Below are 21,267 nucleotides of genomic sequence, written 5' to 3'. Positions count from 1 at the left end.
CTTGACGACCCCCTTAAAAACCCGTTTAATGCGCCCCGTTGCCCAGATAGCTCAGTCGGTAGAGCAGGGGATTGAAAATCCCCGTGTCGGCGGTTCGATTCCGTCTCTGGGCACCAAATACCGAAAACCCTGAATCGCAAGATTCAGGGTTTTTTTATGCCTGCGATTTAATCGGACATCACGCAAGCCACCTCTCCTGACTAGTTTTGACCGCCCCAGTGGAAAACCAGATTGCGAGCGGCACCACTGCCCACATCCGCCGTATCACGCCGCACCTCACCTTTATGCGTGGCGATAACGGTGTACTTGCCGGCAGGCAGCTGAACGTAAACCAACGGCCCAGCCTCACTCAGTGTCAGCACGGTCTGCCCTGCGGCTTTCTGAATAACCAGATCCACATCGGGAACGTATTCGTCCTGAGGCCCGGTGGAGAATGTCATGTGCAGGTTGTAGCCCTTGGTTTGCTGAATGGCTTTAGCCTCGTCCTCTCCAATCCCCCCGGACAGGTAGGTAATCCCGTTTTGTTGTTGCTGCTGGACTTGCACGGCCGAGCTGTCAATTGGCTCAAGGCTGGCGGCGTTAAGCGCGACTGGCAACAGCAGTACGCCGACAGCGGCGATGGGCAGCATGAATGAATGGACGTACTTCATGATGGCGACTCCCGGGTTACGTAGAACCCACTCGTTACTCCTTTTAGATTTATCGCCGAATACTCAAGTTTTAGATCGATTCGGAATTGAGCTCACTGCGAATCGGACTACACGATTTACTCCTCAAGTACGAGCTGTAGTCGGTGGTGTCCTGCAAGACGAATCCGGTATTTCCTTCCGATTTACCAGCAGCGCCCGGCATCGTCGACTATCGCTCTCCTGCCATCCTCTTGCGCCTGTTCCCTCCAGCTGCGGAAGATGTCATGAGCCACCTCAAACCCGATAACACTCAAGATCCACAAATGGTTTCACTGCTCGGCAGTCTGGGCGAGCTGATCCGTGAAGCGCGCCAAAAGGTGCTGCGAGCGGTCGATACCGTTCAGGTGCAAACCTGTTGGCAGATCGGCCGGCATATCGTGGAGTTCGAGCAGGAAGGGGCTCGGCGGGCGGCTTATGGCAAGCAGCTGCTGTCGACACTGGCGCATACACTGACAGCGGAGTTTGGGAAAGGCTTCGACGCCTCTAATCTCCGTTACATGCGCCAGTTCTATCAAGCATTCCCGATTCGTGACGCGCTGCGTCACGAATTGAGCTGGACCCACTACCGCAGGCTGCTGCGAGTCGACAACGACAACGCTCGCCACTGGTACATGAACGAATCAGCGCTCCAGAACTGGTCAAGTCGCGCCCTCGAGCGTCAGATCAACACCCTCTACTACGAGCGCCTGCTGGCGAGTCGCGACCAGTCTCCCGTCAAACAGGAAGCCGCCATCAACATCCAGCAAATGAACGCCAGCCCTCGGGATTTCATCCGGGATCCGGTGCTGCTCGAGTTTCTCGGCCTGCCCAATGCAGGCCGGGTTCAGGAAAGCGATCTTGAGCAAGCACCCCCGATAAGCGCGGGCAGATTGTTCATAAACGGCATGACGACTATGGTGAGTAACTGGTCGCAAAGGTTCAAAGCCAATGAACTTACAGGACATACCCTCACTGGCCCCGACGCAACTCGAGTTGCCGTTGCCCACCCGCACACCTGGCGAATCCTTCAGGGAGCCCGCCGCCGATGGCTTCCTCCTTGGCGGCTTCACCTGGCGACACCCCCATCAAGACCCAACTCGCCCGGTGGTTATCGTCAACGCTGCCACCTCTGTCCGTTGCCGACACTATTCGCGCTTCGCCGATTACCTGTTCGCCAACGGCTTTGACGTGATCACTTATGACTACCGTGGCATCGGCGAGTCGCGTCCCGCATCACTGAAAGGGCTCGAGGCCTCATGGTCCGACTGGGGCGCGCTGGATTTCGAGGCGATGCTGCAAAGAGCGCAACGCGAATTTGCGGGACAACCCATCAATGTCGTCGGCCACAGCTTCGGCGGCTGTGCTGCGGGGCTGGGGGCCTCCGGGCATTTGATCCGACGCCTGGTGACAGTGGGCGCGCAGTTCGCTTACTGGCGCGACTACGCCCCCGCTCATCGCTGGCGGATGTTCGCCAAGTGGCACGTGGTGATGCCGTTGATGACGATGCTTTGCGGCTACTTCCCCGGCAAACGCCTGGGTTGGCTCGAAGACACCCCCGCCGGCGTGGTTCGCGACTGGAGCACGCCCAGCAACCGATATGAGAAACGCCCCAGCGGTCGCCTCATCCACGCCAGAACCGGTCGACTGCCCTTCGCCAACGTCAGCGCACAAACCCTGGCCATCAGCCTCAGCGACGACCCCTACGGCACGATTCCAGCCATAGAACGCCTGCTTGGCTACCTCACCGGCAGTACAAATACCCACCTGAGAATCACACCTGAGGACATCGGCGAAGAAGAAGTCGGACATTTCGCCTTTTTTCGCAGCGCATACCAAGCCACACTATGGCCCATTGCATTGTCCTGGCTGCAGACCGGCGAGCTGGCCCCCGATACACCCGGGCGGCGAGTGCCACGCAACTGATTGATGCACCCTCTCAACGAAATACGGAACGACGCCCATGGCCTCCGCCAACAAGCAGAACAAACGCGCCTCCCGCGCCAAAGCCAAGGCCAAGCAGAACCGCACCCAGCGGGCCGCCGCGCCGGTCGAGCTGGACCCGAACGACGATCGCATCGACTTCGAATCGGTGGACCTGACCGAACTGTTCAAAAAAATGATCGACGCCGAAAAGTCCAGTCAGCAGGCCATGTGCACAGCCTTCCTTGAAGACCCGTTGCTGGAGTTGGTGTACGAACAGGAAGGCGAAGAAGGCGCGATGGACTTCATCCTCGCGGCGCTGATCGAATACCGCCAATGGTCCACCGAGACCGACGAAGCAGGCGCCCTGGCGTGGATCGAATCCCCGGCCTTCCAGGCTGATTACGTGGCGGCATCCGACGCCATCGCGGCCCAAACCCAACAGAAAACCCACTGAGTTCCCATGGCATCCCTGAATAAGCAACAGAAACGCGCCAAACGCGCAAAGGCCAAAGCCAAACAGATCCGCATGGTCGGCAGAAAGCCTGCCGATCTGAACGATGACCTGGGTGAGATCGGCGAGCCGATCCCGGAATACACCCTGGCGATGTTCAGCAAAATGCGTGACGCCGAAGCCACCAGCCGCAACGACATGCTGCTGACCCTGCTGTCGAACCTCGCCGGCATCATCAGCGACCATCCAGAACTGCTGGACATGGAAAACGCCGACAACGAAGCCATGGCCGCCACGCACCTGGCCGCCGACATGCTGATCGACTACCGCATGTGGGCCGATGGCATGGACCGCGATACCGCCCAGGCCTGGCTGACCGATCCGCAATTCATCACTGACTTTGGCGATGCGCTGGACAGTTATCGTCAGTCGCTGGATGCGCAGGAAGAAAAGGGCGAGTAAACACTCCTCCTCTTCAGAACTGAAAACGGCCGCGTGTCATCACTGACAGCGGCCGTTTTGCGTTACGCGGTACGGATCAGCTCAGCACCACAGCGCCCAGTTTCTGCAGCTTGCGACGACGCGCCACAAACAAACCGGCAGCCACCACCAACACGCTCAGCAGACCCGTCGCGAGGATCTCCACGCGATGCGCTTCCTGGAACAGCATGATGGTCAGGGCGGCGATGATGAATACGATCACCGCGTAGGTCAGACCCGGGAACAGCCACATGCTGAAGGCGATTTTTTCACCACGAGCCGTGCGCTGTTTGCGCATACGCAGTTGCGAAAATGCAATCACCAGGTACACCAGCAACGCGATGGCGCCAGAGCTGGCCAGCAGGAATTCGAACACGGCAGCCGGGGCCACGTAGTTGGCGAAGACTGCAAGGAATGCCGCAGCGGTCGACAGCATCACGGCCCAGTAAGGTGTGCCGCTGCTATTGGTGCGCTGGGAAACGGCTGGCGCGTCGCCGCGTTTGCCCAGCGAGAACATCATCCGCGAAGCGGTGTAGAGCGCGGAGTTCAGGCAGCTGGTGACCGCGACCAGAACCACGATATCAACGATCAGCTTGGCATTCGGGATCCCCATGCGCTCCAGCACGGTCTGGTAGGAACCGACGCTGGCCAGAATCGGGTCGTTCCACGGCACCAAGGCCACAACGATGAAAATGGAGACGAGGTAGAACAAGCCAATCCGCCAGATGACCGAGTTGGTGGCCTTGGAGATCTGCTGGCCAGGGTTCTTCGATTCCGCGGCCGCGATGGTCACGATCTCGGTGCCCATGAAGGAAAACATGGTGGTCAGAATGGCGCCGAGCACCGCGCCCATGCCGTTTGGCAGGAAGCCTTGAGTGTCAAACAAGTGCGACACGCCGCTGACCTGGCTGGTGGGCAGGAGGCCGAAGATCGCCAGAATGCCCAGACCGATAAAGCCGATGATCGCCACGACTTTGACCAGGGCGAACCAGAACTCGAACTCGCCATAGTTCTTCACGCTGAACAGGTTGGTCACCGTCAGCAGTAACGTGATGACCAAGGTGAAGGCCCAGATCGCCACGTTCGGGAACCAGGCATGCAGAATGGTCGCCGCAGCGTTAGCTTCCAGCGGGATGACCAAAACCCAGAACCACCAGTAGAGCCAGCCGATGGTGAAACCGGCCCAGTGACCGATCGCACGATCGGCATACGTCGAGAAGGAGCCTGTGTCTGGCGATGCAACGGCCATCTCGCCGAGCATGCGCATGACCAGAACCACCAGCGCACCGGCGGCAGCGTAGGCCAACAACACGGCCGGGCCTGCAGCGGCGATGGCGTGGCCGGAGCCGACGAACAGGCCGGCACCGATAACCCCGGCGATCGACAGCATGGTCACATGACGCGGTTTGAGCCCCTGTTCGAGGCCATTGGAGCTTTGCGTACTGCTCATTGAAACTACCTTTGCCTGGAAATCGATTCAGTCCACCCTGCCTGAAAATCCCTTCTCGTAAAAAGAATCCAACAGAGTGTTCCTTATTCTGCACGCAATAATTGCGCCAAAATGTTTCACGCCCCCGGTATACGCGGCCTGTGCGCCGATGGAGCGCTTATCGCAAGTCATTGAGATTAATGGCATTTAGCCAGAGCGTTACCTTGCCACCCACTTCAGGAACGAATCCATGCACCGGAAACACACCCAGAAAGGCAGGCGCGCACAATAAAAGTGCAGATCAGGAACGTTTGGCCGGTTAGCGCTTCCAACACCCCGCCAAAGCTGGCAACATCGCGCCTTTTTTTACGGGACAGCCGGTCCACATCGGGTTCAAACGGCTGTTCGGTTGATAGCAGCGCGACAGTCTGCTGTACCGATGCGACAACCTGCCACACGCCATCCGTTTACCGTCCCGAGCGCTGTTGGCTGCCATTCGAACGCTATGCTAGCTTGGCCGCCTCGCCAGGAAGGCGACCAACAGCAGGAGCGCAACACACTATGAGGAACGCACATGGCTGAGGCCACGCCCGCGCTTGAAATCCGCAACTTGCACAAACGCTACGGACAGCTTGAGGTGCTCAAAGGCATCTCGCTGACCGCCCGCGACGGCGACGTGATCTCGATCCTGGGCTCCTCCGGTTCCGGCAAGTCCACGTTCCTGCGTTGCATCAACTTGCTGGAAAACCCGCACCAGGGCCAGATCCTGGTGGCCGGCGAAGAACTCAAGCTCAAATCCGCCAAGAACGGCGAACTGGTCGCTGCCGACGGCAAACAGATCAATCGCCTGCGCAGCGAGATCGGTTTTGTATTTCAAAACTTTAATCTCTGGCCGCACATGACCGTGCTCGACAACATCATCGAGGCCCCGCGCCGCGTACTCGGCCAGAGCAAGGCCGAGGCCATCGAAGTCGCCGAAGCCCTGCTGGCCAAGGTCGGCATCGCTGACAAGCGCCACGCCTACCCCGCACAACTCTCCGGCGGCCAGCAGCAACGTGCAGCCATCGCCCGCACTTTGGCGATGCAACCCAAGGTGATCCTGTTCGACGAACCCACCTCCGCCCTTGACCCGGAAATGGTCCAGGAAGTACTTAATGTCATCCGCGCATTGGCCGAAGAAGGCCGCACCATGCTGCTCGTGACCCATGAAATGGGCTTCGCCCGTCAGGTTTCCAGCGAAGTGGTGTTCCTCCACCAAGGCTTGGTAGAAGAACAAGGATCGCCGCAGCAGGTATTCGAAAACCCGCTTTCGGCGCGCTGCAAACAATTCATGTCCAGCAACCGCTAACGGAGCTACCCGCATGCAGAACTACAAAAAGATCTTCCTGGCTGCGGCCGTCACCCTGGCCTTCAGCGCCGGTGCCGCCGCCGAGACCTTGAAGATGGGCATCGAAGCGGCCTACCCGCCGTTCAACAATAAAGATGCCAGTGGCAATGTCGTCGGCTTCGACAAAGACATCGGCGACGCCTTGTGCGCCAAGATGAAAGTCGAGTGCACCGTGGTCACCTCCGATTGGGACGGCATCATCCCGGCCCTGAACGCCAAGAAATTCGACTTCCTGATCTCCTCGATGTCGATCACCGATGAGCGCAAGCAAGCGGTGGACTTCACCGCACCGTACTACTCCAACAAACTGCAGTTCATTGCCAAAAAAGACGTCGACTTCAAGACCGACAAGGCTTCGCTGCAAGGCAAGGTGATCGGGGCCCAACGCGCGACCCTGGCCGGCACCTGGCTGGAAGACAACATGCCGGGCGTTGAAACCAAACTCTATGACACCCAGGAAAACGCTTACCTTGACCTGACTTCCGGTCGCCTGGACGGCATCCTGGCCGACAAGTACGTCAACTATGAATGGCTGAAAAGCGACGCCGGCCGTCCTTACGAATTCAAGGGTGACCCGGTTGAAGAAAGCGACAAGATCGGTATCGCCGTTCGCAAGAACGACCCGATCCGCGAGAAGCTGAACGCTGCGCTGAAAGAAATCGTTGCTGACGGCACCTACAAGAAGATCAACGACAAGTACTTCCCGTTCAGCATCTATTGATTCTGACCTGCCCGACCGGCGCCGTTCGCTGACGGCGCCAGTCCTTGGCATTGCCTGCCGCGATTTGAAAAGAAATCCATGATTATCGACCTCTACGGATTCGGCCCGGCGCTCGCCGCTGGCGCACTGATGACTGTGAAACTGGCACTCTCGGCCTTGTGCCTGGGGCTGGTGCTCGGTCTGCTCGGCGCCTTGGCCAAGACTTCCCCGTACAAGCCGTTGCAATGGCTTGGCGGCACTTATTCAACGCTGGTTCGCGGCATCCCGGAATTGCTCTGGGTGCTGTTGATCTACTTCGGCACAGTCAACCTGATGCGTGCGCTGGGTGAGTTCTTCGGCAACCCCGAGCTCGAACTCAACGCCTTTGCCGCCGGCGTGATTGCACTGGGGCTGTGTTTCGGCGCCTATGCCACGGAAGTGTTTCGCGGGGCGATTCTGGCGATTCCCAAAGGTCACCGTGAAGCCGGTGTGGCCCTGGGCCTGTCGAAATTCCGCATCTTCACCAAGTTGATCATGCCGCAGATGTGGCGCATCGCCCTGCCGGGCCTGGGCAATCTGTTCATGATTCTGATGAAAGACACTGCGCTGGTATCGGTCATCGGCCTTGAAGAAATCATGCGTCACGCGCAAATCGGCGTGACCGTGTCCAAGCAACCGTTCACCTTCTATATGGTGGCTGCCTTCATGTACCTGGGCCTGACCATTCTGGCCATGACCGGCATGCACTTAATGGAACGACGCGCCGCTCGCGGCTTTGCGAGGAGCACCCAATGAATTGGGAAGTCATCATCAAGTGGCTGCCAAAACTGGCTCAGGGCGCGACGCTGACCCTGGAACTGGTGGCCATCGCCGTGATTGCCGGGTTGCTGCTGGCAATTCCGCTGGGCATCGCTCGCTCATCGCGACTCTGGTATGTGCGGGCATTCCCCTACGGCTACATCTTCTTTTTCCGTGGCACGCCGTTGCTGGTTCAGCTGTTCCTGGTCTACTACGGCCTGGCGCAGTTCGATGCGGTGCGTAACAGCTCGATGTGGCCGTACCTGCGCGATCCGTTCTGGTGCGCCACCGCGACCATGACCTTGCACACCGCGGCCTACATCGCCGAGATCCTGCGTGGCGCGATCCAGGCGATTCCACCGGGCGAGATCGAAGCGGCGCGGGCGCTGGGCATGTCCCGGGCCAAGGCGTTGTTCTACATCATGCTGCCACGTGCTGCGCGTATCGGCCTGCCGGCGTACAGCAACGAAGTGATCCTGATGCTCAAGGCCAGTGCCCTGGCCAGTACCGTGACCCTGCTGGAGCTGACCGGCATGGCCCGCACCATCATTGCTCGCACCTACCTGCCGGTTGAGATCTTCTTCGCCGCGGGCATGTTCTATCTGCTGATGGCTTACGTGCTGGTGCGCGGCTTCAAGCTGCTGGAGCGCTGGTTGCGCGTCGATGCCTGCCAAGGGCGTTGATGCCTGCGTGCTGACGGGCGAGACCCTGCTCGCCCGCTTCGCTGCGCTGGATGCTTTTCTGATCGAGCATCAGGCGCTGTGGAAGCCCCGACCGTTTACCCATCTGCAACTACCCTGGGAAGCGTCCTACCCGGAACTGGCGTTGTGGCTACGCGGGCGGTCGCTGGAAGATGCGGAAAACAGTCATAACCAGCCTGGCTGGCTCGATGCACCGGAGCCGTTTGCTTCATTGGCAGCGATGTCTCTTGAGCTGAGTGCGGTAGGTGAATTGCCGGCTCGTGCACTCGAAGCGGCGGGCCATCGGTTGAATGTGGATGTGCCAGGGCGCAAGTGGCAGCAGATTGAAGCGTTCGCAGGTTGCTTGCAGTTTGCCCGTGCACCGACGCATTGGCTGGACTGGTGTTCAGGCAAGGGCCATTTGGGGCGACGCCTGTTGCAAACCGGTCAACAACTGACCTGCCTGGAATACGACCCGGCACTGGTCGCCAGCGGCCAGGCACTCAGCCAGCGCCATCAAATGCATGCGCTGCATGTCGAACAGGATGTACTCGCGCCTGGCGCAGCCTCTTTATTGAATGCCGATCACACACCCGTAGCACTGCACGCCTGCGGGGATCTGCATGTGCGACTGATCCAGCTCGCCAGCGCCACCGGTTGCAAACAACTGGCCATCGCACCGTGCTGCTACAACCGGATCAGTCTGAACACCTATCGGCCACTTTCCTGTGCGGCTGAGCGCTCCGACCTACACCTTTCCCTCGATGATCTTGCGCTGCCGATGAGCGAAACCGTCACCGCCGGCGCTCGCGTCCGACGCCAGCGCGACACCTCCATGGCTCGGCGCCTGGGGTTCGACCTGCTGCAACGGCAACTTCGCGGTGTCGACGAATACCTGCCCACCCCTTCCCTGCCCAGCGCCTGGCTGGACAAACCCTTCGCCGATTACTGCCGCGATCTGGCCGCACTCAAAGACTTATCCACAGTCGGCACGCCAGATTGGACCGAACTGGAAGCCGCCGGTTGGCAGCGACTGGCCGAAGTGCGCAACCTGGAGCTGCTGCGAGGCCTTTTCCGACGGCCTCTGGAGCTGTGGCTGGTACTCGATCGGGCACTTTTCCTCATTGAGCAGGGTTATGTCGTTCGTCTCGGCACCTTCTGCGAATCCCCGCTCACACCGCGCAATTTCCTGCTTCTGGCAGAGCGCCCTTAAACAGTCACAGCCTGTGGATAACTCTGTTGATGGAATTATCGTGGATCCAATATCCACGCTGTTTTACGCCTAAAACACTACTGGTCATTTTTTGTTCACAAAAATAAAAAACCCGTAAAACAGGCATTTGCGGACAAATGAGAACGAGTCCACAAAAGCGCAATGATCAAGCAGATTCCGCCAGCCCGTTGTGCATAAGCATTAAATCAAAACGACATAACCGCCGAATTCCGGACATCACGGGCGGAAAATTGCGCCTGGCAATGCCCCTTGCTATACACGCATACGAGGGTGCCGACAGTGCGGCCATGAACAAGAAAAATCTTCGACCGTGACGTTCTGCAGAGGCCATCAATTCAGCCACCCCGTCACCAACACCGAAAACCACCTCCCCGCCGCCCTGCAACGCGCTGAACACGCCGAAGCGCAACTGCGGGCGATGCAAAACAGCCGAGCCTGGCGCACCCTGCTGAAACTCAAGAAAGTACTGCATCACGCCTGACCGAAAGCCTGCGCAAAAATAGTCTGAATTCAGGGGTTTACAGAACCAACCCAATCGCTATAATCGTCGCCCTGACACGCCGGTATAGCTCAGATGGTAGAGCAACTGACTTGTAATCAGTAGGTCCCGGGTTCGATTCCTGGTGCCGGCACCATACAAAACAAAGCCCTCGTAGAAATACGAGGGCTTTGTTGTTTCTGGCATCTAGAGAGGCGGCCCTTGTAGATACCGTCTTAACCCTCCCCTGCGCCAAATCTACCTGCACACCGCCCCATCACAATTTCACTTCAGCGCTAAGCACTTAACTGCCTAATCCAGTCAAGGCTCGCCACGGTAGAACCGGAAGGCCGGTATTCACACCCGATCCATCCTGTGTAGCCACGCTGCTCCAGTGCTGCGAACAAGGCTGCAAAGTCGATGCTACCCGTTCCCGGCTCGTGACGCCCCGGGCAGTCGGCAATTTGCACATGAACTGTTCTGTCGTAAAACCGAGCCAGAACATCTGCTGCGTCTCCAGTCAGAAGCTGGGCATGGTAAAGATCGAGGATCAGCCCGACACTCGGGAAGGTTTCCAGCACTTGTTGCGCCTTGCTGAAGTCAGACATGTAATAGCCCGGCATCTCCTGCGCACAAATTACTTCGATAAGCGGCCGCAAACCCTGATCCTCGAAGTACTTGACGGCATACTCCAGGTTGCTCCCGAAGACACGCCCTGCGTCATCCTGCGTCGTAACACCAGACATAATGTGGACATCCGAACATGCCAGCGCCTTTGCATAGCTGGCGGCCCGGAGCAAACCGTTGCGAAACTCTTCCTCCATGCCCTGCAAGGCAGCGATGCCTTTGGTAACGCCAGCCGGTGCAGCGAATTGAATCAATGGCAGACTGTATTGAGCCAGATGGTCGGCCAAGAGACTCGCGTCGAACTCATAGGGTGATGGGAACTCCACCGCCCGAAAACCAGCTGCGGCGGCTGCTTCGATGCGTTGCAGAAAAGGCAATTCATTGAATTGGAAGCCGAGATGAGCATTGAACTTGAGCATTGGGTAAATATCCATCCTGGGAAGAAAATCATCAGCCTGAAGCATCCTTCGTAGCTCCAGCACAGCACTATAGGTTGACGTTGTCAGCAAGCTCAAATCGTGCGGGACTTTTTTGCTCAAACCAGGGATACGACGATTTCCATTTGGGAAAATAACGTTGCCCCTTTTCCACTTCTCAGAGGTCATTGTCCCCAGATACCGCTCCTGGCTGGGGCTCTTTGCCAATAAAAGGGGCGGTTTCCACTTCCAGCATCAGCAACACCATTTCCGTTAACTCGGCGTCGGATTTCTGTCCCGCATAGAGGTCATGGAGTGCTTTGGCAAAGGGGATGCGCAGGTCCTGGTTTTCTTCGCGGGCGGTATCGCTGGATTGCATGAGTTCGCTGATGGCTCGCAGCACAGCCGCTTGCCACCGAGCGGTGGTCCTGGGACCACCGCTGGTGATTGCAATCAACTTATCCTTCGTCAGCTGGCGAAGGGCAGGTTCTCGCAACGGCTTATGCGGCTTTGGGTTGCGAGTGATCTTTGACATACCGGACGATACTCAGCGTTTCCTGCCGGAACTGCTCGTAGTCGATCTGCTGGGCGTTAATAAAGGTGCTGCCCATCATGGTCAGCGAGCCCATAAAGCTGGCTTCGGAAATTTCCTCGTCGCTCGCGCCAAACAGGCGCGCGGCTTCGGTATGGAACAGAGCGCAATACTTGCAACGGGTCGCCCCGGATACCGCCAGACCTATCAACTCCTTGTACTTATTAGGAATCTTGGTATCTGCCAGCCAGAAATCCCGGGCTACGCCCCAGAATCCGATCGCGCCGCCTTCCGGCATCTGCTTGATCCACTCCGGAACCAGACCCAGGGTCTGTTCAATTTCCTGATAGGTATCACGAATGGCCATTTGACACCTCCTTACCTCTGTAGAGACATCTTCTATAGAGATATAACTAGTTTAGTTCCCTGGCGGCCATGCCAGAGCCGGCTGCAGCACGACTTCAGCAAATGAACTCTTAACCATCGTAGAAACAACAGGATGGATTTAGACTTTTCGGGCGCAATGACGTACCGCTCAGTACCTGGAGTTATCAGACTTGGCGGGTTGGCTAAGAGACGATCTTCGGATGATGCACGTGCTGGTAAAGCGTGCACCATACAAAACAAAGCCCTCGCAAAAACGCGAGGGCTTTGTTGTTTCTGATGTTTAGAAAACAGGTCTTAGTGACCCGCACTCTGCCCGCCATCAACATGCAGGATTTCCCCGGTGACAAAGTTGGCGCTGTCCAGATACACAACAGCCTGAGCAATATCGCTGATCTCGCCCATGTGCCCAACCGGATGCAAACTCCCCAGCGCTTCATGGGTTTCCTCTCCGTGCATCGGCGTTTTGATGATGCCGGGGCTAACCGCATTCACTCGAATCCCGCGCTTGGCGTACTCGATGGCCAGGGATTTGGTCGCCGCGTTCAAGCCACCTTTGGTCAACGACGCCAGTACCGATGGCACACCGTCAATGGCGTGGTCCACCAGGCTGGTGGTGATGTTGACGACGTGGCCTTTGCCCTGCTTCTCCATCTCGGTGATCGCGAGTTGGGTGATGTAGAAGAAACCATTCAAGTTCACCGACAGCACCGCGGCATAGTCTTCAGGGGTGTAAGCAGTGAACGGCTTGGCGACGAAGATCCCGGCGTTGTTGACCAAGGTGTCGATGCGGCCAAAACGTGCGATCGCTTCACGAATGACTTGCCGAGCGACCGCCGGGTCGCCGATGTCGCCCGCCACGGTGAGGATGTCCGGGTCGGTGGACGGTTTGATCGAACGCGAGGTGGCGACAACCTTGTAATCGAGATCACGGAAAGCCTTGACCATGCCTGCGCCGAGCCCTTGGGATGCGCCAGTAATTACGATGACTTTTTTCGAATTGCTCATGGTGAACCTCTACTCATAAATAATGGTTTGAAAAAGTGATTAATCAGGCTTCAACAGGCGCCTGTGCCATTTGTCTCAACATCTGTTCGTAGTACTCGACCGATTGCGAACCGGACACCAGGTGACGGCCGTTCAGCACCATGGCCGGTACCGAATTAATGCCGCGCTCGCGGTAAAACACTTCAAGCTCACGCACTTCCTGGGCAAACGCTCCGGACACCAACACCTCACGCGCACTCGCCGCATCCAACCCCACTTGCGCTGCCAGTCGAACCAGCGTCTCGCGATCGTTCGGGTTCTGGCCGTCGGTGAAATAAGCACGCAGCAGGGCTTTCTTGAGTGCGACCTGACGCCCTTCCTGCAACGCCCACAACAGCAATCGGTGAGCATCGAAGGTGTTATGGAAGTGGGTGCGCTTCTCCAGATCGAACTTGAACCCGATGGCCTCACCCCGAGCGATCTGCATCGCTTTGCCAGCGGCGACGTCCTCGGCGCTGCGCCCGTACTTGCGCATCAAGTGCGCAACCGCGTTCTCGCCTTCGGCCGGCATGTCGGGGTTCAGTTCGAAAGGCTTGAAAGTCAGCTCGACCGAGATCTCACCCGCCACGTTCTCGATCGCTTGCTCCAGCGCCGTTGCACCCAAGGCGCACCACGGGCACACCACATCGGAAATGAAATCGATGGTGACGGAGGCGGTCATGACTGCCCCTCCGCCTCAGCCAGTTGCTTGCGGTACTGGGTGGTGGTGATACCGGCATAGCCCCAGTTATCGGTGTCGACTTCCTCGATCACGATGTGGGTCAGGTCCGGGCGTTTGTTGAGGACGCGTTCCAGGGTTTCAGTGATTTCGGCGATCACCTGAGCTTTCTGCTCCGAGGTAACACCATCGCGGGTAATGCGTACGCTGACAAAAGGCATGATGAGTCTCCAGTGACCTGCCCTTCGGGATGAATGGGTAGGTGGGCGGAGCTCAATGTAAGAGGTTGGTTTGGGGGGATAAAGGTGGGGGCGGGAACATCATTAGTGACGTGGTGTAATGAGTCCGCACTCAGGCCAGATCTTAACCTTTATGCTAAATTATGGCTGGCCAATAATTATGGCGTATCCATAAAAAGAGGTGGTCGACCAAGCGAAAACAGATTTGGTGCTGATCATCGACGAAGTGCAGCACGCGATTTCCTCCGACGACGGCAATCAACTGCTCCTGGCACTCAAAGCCGCTCGTGATGCAATAAACCCACGCCCTAATACACCTGGCTACTTTCTGTTCATCGGAACGGGATCGCACAGGGCGCAAGTCAGCGAACTGACTGCAAAGCGGAACCAAGCATTTTCCGGTGCAACGTCGGCGGCTTATCCGGTGTTGGGCATGGGATTTATGCGATTACGGATCAGTTTGTTCAGGAGAGTTGGTTGGAAGAACGAGCGTTGATTGACGCCAGTTAGAATCCAGATGAAGCACGTAGCTCAATGCCGACTGGCCATTGAACGGTGCGGCGGTGTTGGGCTTTTCCGCAGCCTGAAAAGACGCCGACATACGGTCCGACACACACGTTGACACCCCCACTATAGGGGCAGAGAATTAAATCGAGAGCGCGAAACCGACTGCCTCCAAGTGGCAATAGTCGGCGGAGGGACCTCGTTGATGACTTGGAAATCGACGCCTGGTGAGACCTCTTCTCCCCTGCTTGAGGGAGCACAATATCAAGCACCTTTTCATGAAAGCAGCCTGATCAGGCTGCTTTTTTTTGCCTTGGGAAAAGGTTTCGTTGATAAAACAAGCAGCCAAAAAACGCCCACACCTCCCCCATCCGGGCCACTTTCTTGACCCCGATCATCTCCCCTCCAACAAAAATCTCGATCCTGTGCAAGCCTCCAGCCATCGGACGCAGAATCATTTCGCTACTAAACTCGGGACAAGCATGCTCTGGTGCAGGATCATAGCCAGCACGCGACCCACGCCCACCGGGCGGCAAGGTACACAACAATAGCCAGCCCACTTTAGAGGGCATTACCCAAATGGATAGCAGAACCTTACGCAACCTCATGCGCATCGTGCAGACCGGCTCGTTGTCGGCGGCGGCAGAGCATTCCTTTTTGACCGTGCAGGCATTGGCCGCGCAGTTGAACAAGGTCGAAGAGCAGTTCGGTTTTCGGTTGTTTCGTCGCTCCAACAAGGGGCTGACCCTGACCACACAGGGCACGGAGCTCACGCCCTACATGGACAAAGTGTTGGTCGCCACGCGGCAGCTGGAAGAGAAAGTCGCCGCGCTCAAGGTGCCCGGGCAGCGCACGCTCAAGGTTGCGCTTAACACCACGCTCTCGGCCGACTTCAACCGGCGAATGATCGGACGCCTCATCGAGGTGTTTGCTGATTATCAGCTGGAATTCAGCTACGCCGAGTCGATGGAAAACCTCAGCAAGTTGAAGAATGAGGACTTCGACCTGGCCGTGCTGATCGGGCCGCAACAGCCGGGGTTGCCCAGCATTGCCCTGCCCGATGTGCAAGTGCAGGTGGTCGGTGCTCATTGCGGTCAGGAAAACGACCCGCTGGTGCTGCTTGGCAATAAATTTCAGGTTCGGCCGGCCGATGACTGTCCGTATTCCCACAGCTTCTTGCGCTTTCTCGACGCAGGCCTTGGCAACTACGAGTCAGGCAAGCGGATGATCTATTCCTGCAGTGAAACCCTGACCCTATCGTTGATCACGCAAATGGACGGACTGGGCATGGTTTCCCGTGAGGCGGCCCTGCGTAACGGCCTGACCATTTTCCCGGGGTTCGAGGACTCCCTCGAAGTGCGGCTGGCGATCAATAATCCCGAGTTGTCGGGTCAGGCCTTGAATGAAGTGGTCGATCTGCCGTTACATGAACGAGCCGAGCGCAATGTACGCAGCCGTTCCCACCGCAACGGAGAGAAAGAGATTTTTGCTGAAATACGCACATAACAACGTCGGAATGGCTGCATAAAATTCCGGGCGATCGAGCTGCACATGCTGATCCTTGATCAACAGGGGCGTGAGGCTGATGGCAGCCACGATCGCCACCGGCAGGTATTCCAGCGCCCGGGCGACCAGAGGTGGCCAATGATCGGTGCTCACCTGCAGCGGCAACGCGCGTGGCAGGAATGTCACGGCCATCATCAGCGCGACGACCAGGATCAGGAACGTTTGGTCAGGCATACACCCACTCCGCAGCCCACGAATGTGGCGATGAATACGTTGAAGGGTGAGTTGCCAATCAGGCTCAGTGCACCCATGCAAGCGACCGCGGCCAGTGCGGCGATCAGTTTGTTGCGGGTGTTGCAGAGCGATACCAGCACGTAGAGCATCATCGCGGTCAGTGCATAGTCGAGCTGATATTTGATCAGGTGCGCCGCGTACTGCGCGCAGATCGCCCCCAGCAAACCGCCGAGTACCCACGAGGTGTGGCAATACAGATTGAAGCCGATCAGGTAACGCACATTGACCGGCGAGCCCTTGCCCAGTTTGACGCTGTGGAAGGCGAACGATTCATCGGTCAGCCCACCGGCATAACACCAGCGTTCCAGACGACTGAGCCCCAGCGCTTGCAGGGCCTTGGCCATATAGACCGACATCAGCATGTGCCGCGCATTGATCAGAAACGTGGTGAGGATAATGGTGGTCAGCGACGCACCGCTGGAGATCAACGCCAGGGCGGCGAACTGCGAGGCACCGGCGTAGACGAACAGGCACATCGCGACCGGCAGCCACACGGGCATCCCGGCATTGACGGCCATCAGACCGAACACAAACGACACCGTGAAGTAGCCCGCAACCACCGGGCTGGCTTCAGCAAACGTGCGCGAGGGCTGGGGCTCGACCATCAGCGGCTGGCTGCTGGACGTCTCATTCATAGGTCCCTCTCAAAGGTAGTTTCGCCGCGCGGCTCACAAAAGCCCTGGGCACTCCAAAAGCGTTTGCCGGCAAGGTTAGCATCGTCGACGAACAGGAACATCCGCAGCACACCCACCCGTTTCATGTCCGCCGAGGCCGCTTCCACCAGACGTTGACCGACGCCCTGGCTGCGATACAACGTGCTCACCGCCAGGTGATTGATGGTGCCACGGCTGCCAAGCATGCCGCCCAACACCGCGCCGACCACTTCGCCACCGACATCGAGTGCGAGGAACGCGGTGGTGGTTTTCTGCTCCAGCACACCGCGCAGGCATTTGGCGTCCTGCCATTCACAGAACGACACTTCTTCGAATTGCCGAAAGAAGCGCTCCAGGCGTTGGGCATCCTTGGCCGTCGCGCGTCGCAGCATCACCGGTGCAGAGCACTCGGTGATGTTCATCATGGGGTCGAACTGTTCAGCGAACAATGTCGAAAGCGGTCCCGGGCCGCGAGAAGGAAATGGCCAGAATCTGCCGATAGGCCATTTCGTGAGCATGGGTGTTGCGCGCCGGTGTCACGTAGTGACGCATCTCGCGATCGAGGAAGTAGGTGGTGTCGAGGATTTCCATATAAGTCGTCGCCGCCAGCTGTTCCTCTTGGGCCGAATACAAACGGCTCTCCGCCCCGTCCACATTGTTGCGACCCCAGAAATGCACACCGCTGAACGGATAACCGTCGCAGTGAATACCTTCCGGGGTGATTTCCAGTTGCTTGCCCGGCTTGATCTCGATGCGGATCTGATGAATCTGGCATTGCCAAATTGCGTCGTGCAGTTCCGGCGGCAATACGTGTTTGTACACCTCGAAATCCGTATCGATCAGGCTGCGCATCACCGGCGAATTAATGACCTCATTAGAGAAGTCCTGGAAGTGCCGCTCCAGTCCACCGACGTAGCTGTTGTTGGCCTTCGATTGCACGTAGGCGCGATGTTCCAATTGCTTCAAGTCACGGGTGACCGGGTTGTATTCAAAATCGCTGTAGCGACGAAAACGCATGCCCGCATCGGCTTGGCCGTAATAACTGTCCGGCTCCATGTTTTCCCAACTTTTGGTCAGTCTGACGAAGTCGGAAAAATGACCGAAGAGATTGAAGTCGGCTCCCTGGACGTTGACATACTTGTCGCGCCGTAGCGATTCGCCAACTTCTCTGTTCAACACGATCATTACTAGGTCTCCGCTGCATTAAGCGGCCTAATCTAGTAGGTGCCGGATTGACGGCCCATGAGAAAGAATTTCAGGCATATCAAGCGTTGCTTGAAACGCAGGATAAAGTTGCTCCAATTCGACTTTTTACGATCGAAAACAGCCTTTTTCGGTGTTTTCATATGGTTATGAGGCAAAAAAAACCCCGAACCAGTCAGGGTTTTTATCGAGTCTGAACAACTCAGCCGATCATCAGAAGATGTTGATCGGGTAATCCACGAATACGCGCAGTTCGTTGCCGCTGACGTTGTACTCGCTGGATTTCTGCGACACACGCAGGATCGAGCTGCGTACCTTCACGCTCAGGTCTTTGGCCGGGCCACTCTGCACGACGTACTTGAACTGGTTGAAGATCTCGCGCTCGGTGCCGCCTTCGCTGGTGGAAGTGGTGATGTTGTCGCCGCGCACGTAGGCCACGTTGTAGCTCAGGCCCGGAACGCCGAAGGCGCCGAAGTCCAGACCGTAACCCAGCTGCCAGCTGCGTTCGTCTTCGGCGTTGAAGTCGGACCAGTAGGAGTTCGCCAGGTAAATGGTGTTGCCGCCGTCGCCGACGCGGTTCTGGCCGCGCTGATAGCCACCGTAGGCATAACCCAGGTTGCTGTCGCCGGTGCTGCGCTGGTGGGCGAGGGTGAACGAGTGCGGGCCGGTGGCAAAGGTCGCTGCCAGGCTCCAGATTTTGTTGTCGTCGCCGGTGACACCGTTTTCCCGGACGTAGGAGTTGTCCAGCTTGGTGCGATAGCCGTTGAAGTCCAGGGTCAGGGACTGATCCTTGGCAATCGGGAACACGTAATTGGCGTTCACGTATTGCTTCTTCAGTACGTCTTCGACGTCGGAAGCGTACAGCGCTGCCTTGAACTGCTCAGTGAACTGGTAGCTACCGCCCAATACGTTGATCGACTTCAAGCCACCGCTGTCACGGCCTTCAGCGCTTTTGCGCGATTCGGCGGTGAAGCGACCGGCGTTCAGCTCCAGGCCTTTGATCTCTTTGGAGGTGATCAAGGTGCCGGTATAGCTTTCCGGCAGCAGGCGGGAGTTGTCGTAGTTAAGCACCGGCAGGGCCGGCATCTGGTCACCGTAGGTCAGGACAGTGCTGGAGATACGGAATTTGACCGCGCCACCGAACTTGGACAGGTCATCCGCTGCGTTACCGCTGTCGCCCTGCTTGAAGAAATCGATACCACCGGCGCCGCTGCGGCCTTTGCCGCCGTCCAGACGCAGTGCGTACAGACCGAAGGCATCCACACCCACACCGACGGTGCCTTGGGTGAAACCGGATGAGTAAGTACCGATGGCCGCTTGGCCCCATTCGGCTTTGTCCGGGTTGCCGTCTTTATAGTCACGATTGATGTAGGCGTTGCGCAGCAGCACTTTGAGGCTGCTGTCTTCAACAAAACCCTTGGATTCGGCCTGGTCGTTAGCCATGGCCTGTGTGGCGCTCAACATCCCCAGTGCGATCAGGCTGATTCGCTTGTTCAACATGTTATTTTCCTTATTACGGGTTGATACGCTCTGTGCCGAACAGCTGAAACGGCGCTATCGCGCTCTTTTTTCACCGCAAAAACAAAAAGGCCCGCCCACGAAAATTCGCGGCGGGCCTTTTATTGTTTTGTCAGTCGTGGCGGTTAGCCACAGGCGTTGGGGCGCATCCTATCTGCGCCCTTAATGATGTGTCAATTTCGTGAATCTTCTGTAAATAGGCGAAAATCGTCTAAGAAATCACTTGTCAGCGATAGCCAATTGCACGACATGGCTGTCGACGAATTGTTCGAAATGGGTGACTTTTCCGTCGGCCAGAGTCCACAAGTGCGCGACTCGGGCATTCATCGCACGACTGGTGGCTTTATAGACACCGCTGTAATTGCCGTAGGCAAATACCTTGTCGCCCTGAGCGACATAGTTCTCGACCTTGAACCGAAAATCTTCCCACTCAGTGCCCAGGCGCTTGAAGACATTTTCGACGATCGCGTCGAAACCGACGTAGGTCCCGGCATACGGAAAACCTGCGGCTTCGGTCCAGCGGGCGTCATCGGCCAGCGCCGCGGCGGTGTTGCGCGCATTCTCCTGGGAGTTGACGCCTTCGTAGGTGCTTTTGATCAGGCTCAGGTTATCCATGGTGACTCCAGGTGAGTTCAATGGGCGCAGCCGTCGAGGCCACAGGTTTGAAACGCGGATGAAGACTCTGTTGCCGCAAGCGACTGGCTCAACCATTGGGCGAAGGCTTGCGGCTTGCCGAGCCAAGGGCCGATATCGACCAGGGTGAACTGGCCATCCTGTTCCAGCGCGAAGGTCGGGAAGCCCTGACCGCCGACACGGGCCAAGAGTGCGCGGCTGTCCTTGATATGGCGACCGGTATCAGCTGCACTAAATGCCTGCTGGAAAGCCTCGGGCTCAAGACCTGTCTGTGCGGCAAGTTCAAGCAAAACAGCCTCGTCAGCGATGCGTCGACCTTCCACGTAATGAGCCGTCTGCAAACGCCCCAGCAACTCCAGTCCGCGCCCGGCGATCTGCTCGGCTGCCAGCACGGCGGCAATCGGCGGCGTGGAGTCGAACACCGCCGTCTCATCACGCAGCAATCCCTCAAAATATGCTTCGCCAAACGGCTGGCCGGTGTACTCGGCGATGCGCCGGTCGTGGGGCATGACGTAATTGCGTAGTTGTGGCGAAACGGTTTGGCGATTGGCACCGCTCATCATGCCGCCGCCGTGGCCGATCACCGGCAACACGGTTTGGGCAGCTTGCACCAAGGGTTTGGCGCCGTAGCACCAACCGCACAATGGGTCGTAAATGTAGTGAAGGGTCATGGGAAGACTCCGGCAATAAAGTAGGAAAACTCAATGCCGGCAGACTAATACTCAGATCGTTTTGGAAAAACGCCGGAATCGATTTCAGTCTGTTTCAAGAATCGGTCGAATGCCCCTTAACGGGCACCCACCGATCTTGCAGGCACCCACTTTT

25 protein-coding genes, 2 tRNA genes and 3 pseudogenes are annotated in these 21,267 nt (G+C 57.6%); 15 read left to right on the top strand and 15 right to left on the bottom strand.

Annotation, left to right across the window (positions count from 1 at the left end; all coding sequences use genetic code 11):
- Positions 1–40 precede the first annotated feature (40 nt).
- Positions 41–116 (top strand) — tRNA-Phe (locus AC07VO_RS03850).
- Positions 117–200: 84 nt separating this feature from the next.
- Here the strand turns inward: AC07VO_RS03850 and AC07VO_RS03845 are convergent.
- Positions 201–650 carry a hypothetical protein gene (locus AC07VO_RS03845; RefSeq protein ID WP_086944143.1) on the bottom strand — a complete coding sequence of 150 codons (450 nt, stop codon included), beginning with the start codon at positions 648–650 and terminating at the stop codon, positions 201–203.
- Between the two features lie 263 nt (positions 651–913).
- On the opposite strand from AC07VO_RS03845, the pseudogene AC07VO_RS03840 reads away from it, so the two are divergent.
- The 4 genes and pseudogenes from AC07VO_RS03840 to AC07VO_RS03825 form a co-directional block, all read left to right on the top strand.
- Positions 914–1,537, top strand: a pseudogene (locus AC07VO_RS03840) (DUF1016 N-terminal domain-containing protein); the annotation flags it as partial.
- Between the two features lie 79 nt (positions 1,538–1,616).
- Complete coding sequence (locus tag AC07VO_RS03835) at positions 1,617–2,591, top strand: alpha/beta hydrolase family protein (RefSeq protein WP_064615877.1); 975 nt, start codon at positions 1,617–1,619, stop codon at positions 2,589–2,591.
- 37 nt (positions 2,592–2,628) lie between these two features.
- Positions 2,629–3,045 carry a hypothetical protein gene (locus AC07VO_RS03830; RefSeq protein WP_019581792.1) on the top strand — a complete coding sequence of 139 codons (417 nt, stop codon included), beginning with the start codon at positions 2,629–2,631 and terminating at the stop codon, positions 3,043–3,045.
- A 6-nt stretch (positions 3,046–3,051) separates the two neighbouring features.
- Complete coding sequence (locus tag AC07VO_RS03825) at positions 3,052–3,504, top strand: hypothetical protein (protein ID WP_064615876.1); 453 nt, start codon at positions 3,052–3,054, stop codon at positions 3,502–3,504.
- A 76-nt stretch (positions 3,505–3,580) separates the two neighbouring features.
- On the opposite strand, the gene gabP is transcribed toward AC07VO_RS03825, so the two are convergent.
- Positions 3,581–4,972 carry a GABA permease gene (gene gabP / locus AC07VO_RS03820; RefSeq protein ID WP_086944144.1) on the bottom strand — a complete coding sequence of 464 codons (1,392 nt, stop codon included), beginning with the start codon at positions 4,970–4,972 and terminating at the stop codon, positions 3,581–3,583.
- Between the two features lie 553 nt (positions 4,973–5,525).
- Here gabP and AC07VO_RS03815 point away from each other — a divergent pair.
- From AC07VO_RS03815 to AC07VO_RS03785, 7 genes and pseudogenes are all read left to right on the top strand, one after another.
- The gene (locus AC07VO_RS03815; RefSeq protein ID WP_018929226.1) at positions 5,526–6,299 is read left to right on the top strand and encodes an ABC transporter ATP-binding protein; all 774 of its coding nucleotides are present in this window, start codon (positions 5,526–5,528) and stop codon (positions 6,297–6,299) included.
- Between the two features lie 13 nt (positions 6,300–6,312).
- Complete coding sequence (locus AC07VO_RS03810; RefSeq protein ID WP_086944145.1) at positions 6,313–7,059, top strand: ABC transporter substrate-binding protein; 747 nt, start codon at positions 6,313–6,315, stop codon at positions 7,057–7,059.
- Positions 7,060–7,137: 78 nt separating this feature from the next.
- Positions 7,138–7,833: an ABC transporter permease gene (locus AC07VO_RS03805; RefSeq protein ID WP_018929228.1), complete on the top strand. Its 696-nt coding sequence runs from the start codon at positions 7,138–7,140 to the stop codon at positions 7,831–7,833.
- Entirely contained in the window at positions 7,830–8,519 is a 690-nt protein-coding gene (locus AC07VO_RS03800; protein ID WP_007897471.1) for an ABC transporter permease, read from the top strand. Before AC07VO_RS03805 ends, AC07VO_RS03800 begins: the two co-directional genes overlap by 4 nt.
- On the top strand, positions 8,500–9,729 hold the full coding sequence (locus tag AC07VO_RS03795; protein ID WP_064615875.1) for a methyltransferase: 1,230 nt from the start codon (positions 8,500–8,502) through the stop codon (positions 9,727–9,729). The genes AC07VO_RS03800 and AC07VO_RS03795 overlap by 20 nt, the downstream gene beginning before the upstream one ends.
- Positions 9,730–10,066: 337 nt before the next feature.
- Positions 10,067–10,231 (top strand): annotated as a pseudogene (locus AC07VO_RS03790) (FkbM family methyltransferase); the annotation flags it as partial.
- A gap of 78 nt (positions 10,232–10,309) precedes the next feature.
- Positions 10,310–10,385 (top strand) — tRNA-Thr (locus tag AC07VO_RS03785).
- Between the two features lie 139 nt (positions 10,386–10,524).
- Here the strand turns inward: AC07VO_RS03785 and AC07VO_RS03780 are convergent.
- The 6 genes from AC07VO_RS03780 to AC07VO_RS03755 form a co-directional block, all read right to left on the bottom strand.
- A complete protein-coding gene (locus AC07VO_RS03780; protein WP_086944207.1) occupies positions 10,525–11,274 on the bottom strand; it encodes a hydroxypyruvate isomerase family protein in 750 nt (249 codons plus the stop codon).
- A gap of 175 nt (positions 11,275–11,449) precedes the next feature.
- The gene (locus tag AC07VO_RS03775) at positions 11,450–11,728 is read right to left on the bottom strand and encodes a hypothetical protein (protein WP_032830984.1); all 279 of its coding nucleotides are present in this window, start codon (positions 11,726–11,728) and stop codon (positions 11,450–11,452) included.
- A gap of 43 nt (positions 11,729–11,771) precedes the next feature.
- Positions 11,772–12,170, bottom strand: coding sequence for a carboxymuconolactone decarboxylase family protein (locus AC07VO_RS03770; RefSeq protein WP_007939479.1), 399 nt, complete (start codon positions 12,168–12,170; stop codon positions 11,772–11,774).
- Positions 12,171–12,484: 314 nt separating this feature from the next.
- Complete coding sequence (locus AC07VO_RS03765) at positions 12,485–13,195, bottom strand: SDR family NAD(P)-dependent oxidoreductase (protein ID WP_018929278.1); 711 nt, start codon at positions 13,193–13,195, stop codon at positions 12,485–12,487.
- Positions 13,196–13,238: 43 nt separating this feature from the next.
- Positions 13,239–13,895: a DsbA family oxidoreductase gene (locus AC07VO_RS03760; RefSeq protein ID WP_086944146.1), complete on the bottom strand. Its 657-nt coding sequence runs from the start codon at positions 13,893–13,895 to the stop codon at positions 13,239–13,241.
- The gene (locus AC07VO_RS03755; protein WP_007939483.1) at positions 13,892–14,113 is read right to left on the bottom strand and encodes a tautomerase family protein; all 222 of its coding nucleotides are present in this window, start codon (positions 14,111–14,113) and stop codon (positions 13,892–13,894) included. The genes AC07VO_RS03760 and AC07VO_RS03755 overlap by 4 nt, the downstream gene beginning before the upstream one ends.
- 196 nt (positions 14,114–14,309) lie before the next feature.
- On the opposite strand from AC07VO_RS03755, the pseudogene AC07VO_RS03750 reads away from it, so the two are divergent.
- The 3 genes and pseudogenes from AC07VO_RS03750 to AC07VO_RS03740 form a co-directional block, all read left to right on the top strand.
- A pseudogene (locus AC07VO_RS03750) lies at positions 14,310–14,561 on the top strand (ATP-binding protein); the annotation flags it as partial.
- Positions 14,562–14,840: 279 nt separating this feature from the next.
- On the top strand, positions 14,841–15,023 hold the full coding sequence (locus AC07VO_RS03745; protein WP_155944817.1) for a hypothetical protein: 183 nt from the start codon (positions 14,841–14,843) through the stop codon (positions 15,021–15,023).
- Between the two features lie 191 nt (positions 15,024–15,214).
- Positions 15,215–16,141, top strand: coding sequence for a LysR family transcriptional regulator (locus AC07VO_RS03740; RefSeq protein ID WP_064615871.1), 927 nt, complete (start codon positions 15,215–15,217; stop codon positions 16,139–16,141).
- Here the strand turns inward: AC07VO_RS03740 and AC07VO_RS03735 are convergent.
- The 7 genes from AC07VO_RS03735 to AC07VO_RS03705 all read right to left on the bottom strand — a co-directional run bounded on the left by AC07VO_RS03735 (position 16,058) and on the right by AC07VO_RS03705 (position 21,113).
- The gene (locus tag AC07VO_RS03735; RefSeq protein ID WP_007897518.1) at positions 16,058–16,375 is read right to left on the bottom strand and encodes an AzlD domain-containing protein; all 318 of its coding nucleotides are present in this window, start codon (positions 16,373–16,375) and stop codon (positions 16,058–16,060) included. The genes AC07VO_RS03740 and AC07VO_RS03735 overlap by 84 nt on opposite strands.
- Complete coding sequence (locus AC07VO_RS03730) at positions 16,354–17,070, bottom strand: AzlC family ABC transporter permease (RefSeq protein WP_018929283.1); 717 nt, start codon at positions 17,068–17,070, stop codon at positions 16,354–16,356. The genes AC07VO_RS03735 and AC07VO_RS03730 overlap by 22 nt, the downstream gene beginning before the upstream one ends.
- Entirely contained in the window at positions 17,067–17,480 is a 414-nt protein-coding gene (locus AC07VO_RS03725; protein WP_173861173.1) for a GNAT family N-acetyltransferase, read from the bottom strand. Before AC07VO_RS03725 ends, AC07VO_RS03730 begins: the two co-directional genes overlap by 4 nt.
- 46 nt (positions 17,481–17,526) lie before the next feature.
- Positions 17,527–18,273 (bottom strand): 2OG-Fe dioxygenase family protein, encoded by a 747-nt coding sequence (locus AC07VO_RS03720; protein WP_086944148.1) that lies wholly within the window; start codon positions 18,271–18,273, stop codon positions 17,527–17,529.
- 231 nt (positions 18,274–18,504) lie between these two features.
- Positions 18,505–19,791, bottom strand: a complete 1,287-nt coding sequence (locus AC07VO_RS03715) for an OprD family porin (RefSeq protein ID WP_018929286.1) — start codon at positions 19,789–19,791, stop codon at positions 18,505–18,507.
- Between the two features lie 237 nt (positions 19,792–20,028).
- On the bottom strand, positions 20,029–20,424 hold the full coding sequence (locus tag AC07VO_RS03710; protein ID WP_086944149.1) for a nuclear transport factor 2 family protein: 396 nt from the start codon (positions 20,422–20,424) through the stop codon (positions 20,029–20,031).
- Between the two features lie 17 nt (positions 20,425–20,441).
- Positions 20,442–21,113, bottom strand: coding sequence for a DsbA family protein (locus AC07VO_RS03705; RefSeq protein WP_086944150.1), 672 nt, complete (start codon positions 21,111–21,113; stop codon positions 20,442–20,444).
- Between the last annotated feature and the right edge of the window lie 154 nt (positions 21,114–21,267).

The sequence above is a fragment of the Pseudomonas sp. GW821-FHT03E01 genome, from assembly GCF_059420765.1.
Note: the sequence above shows the minus strand (reverse complement) of the source record. Positions and strands in the feature narration are given on the sequence as shown.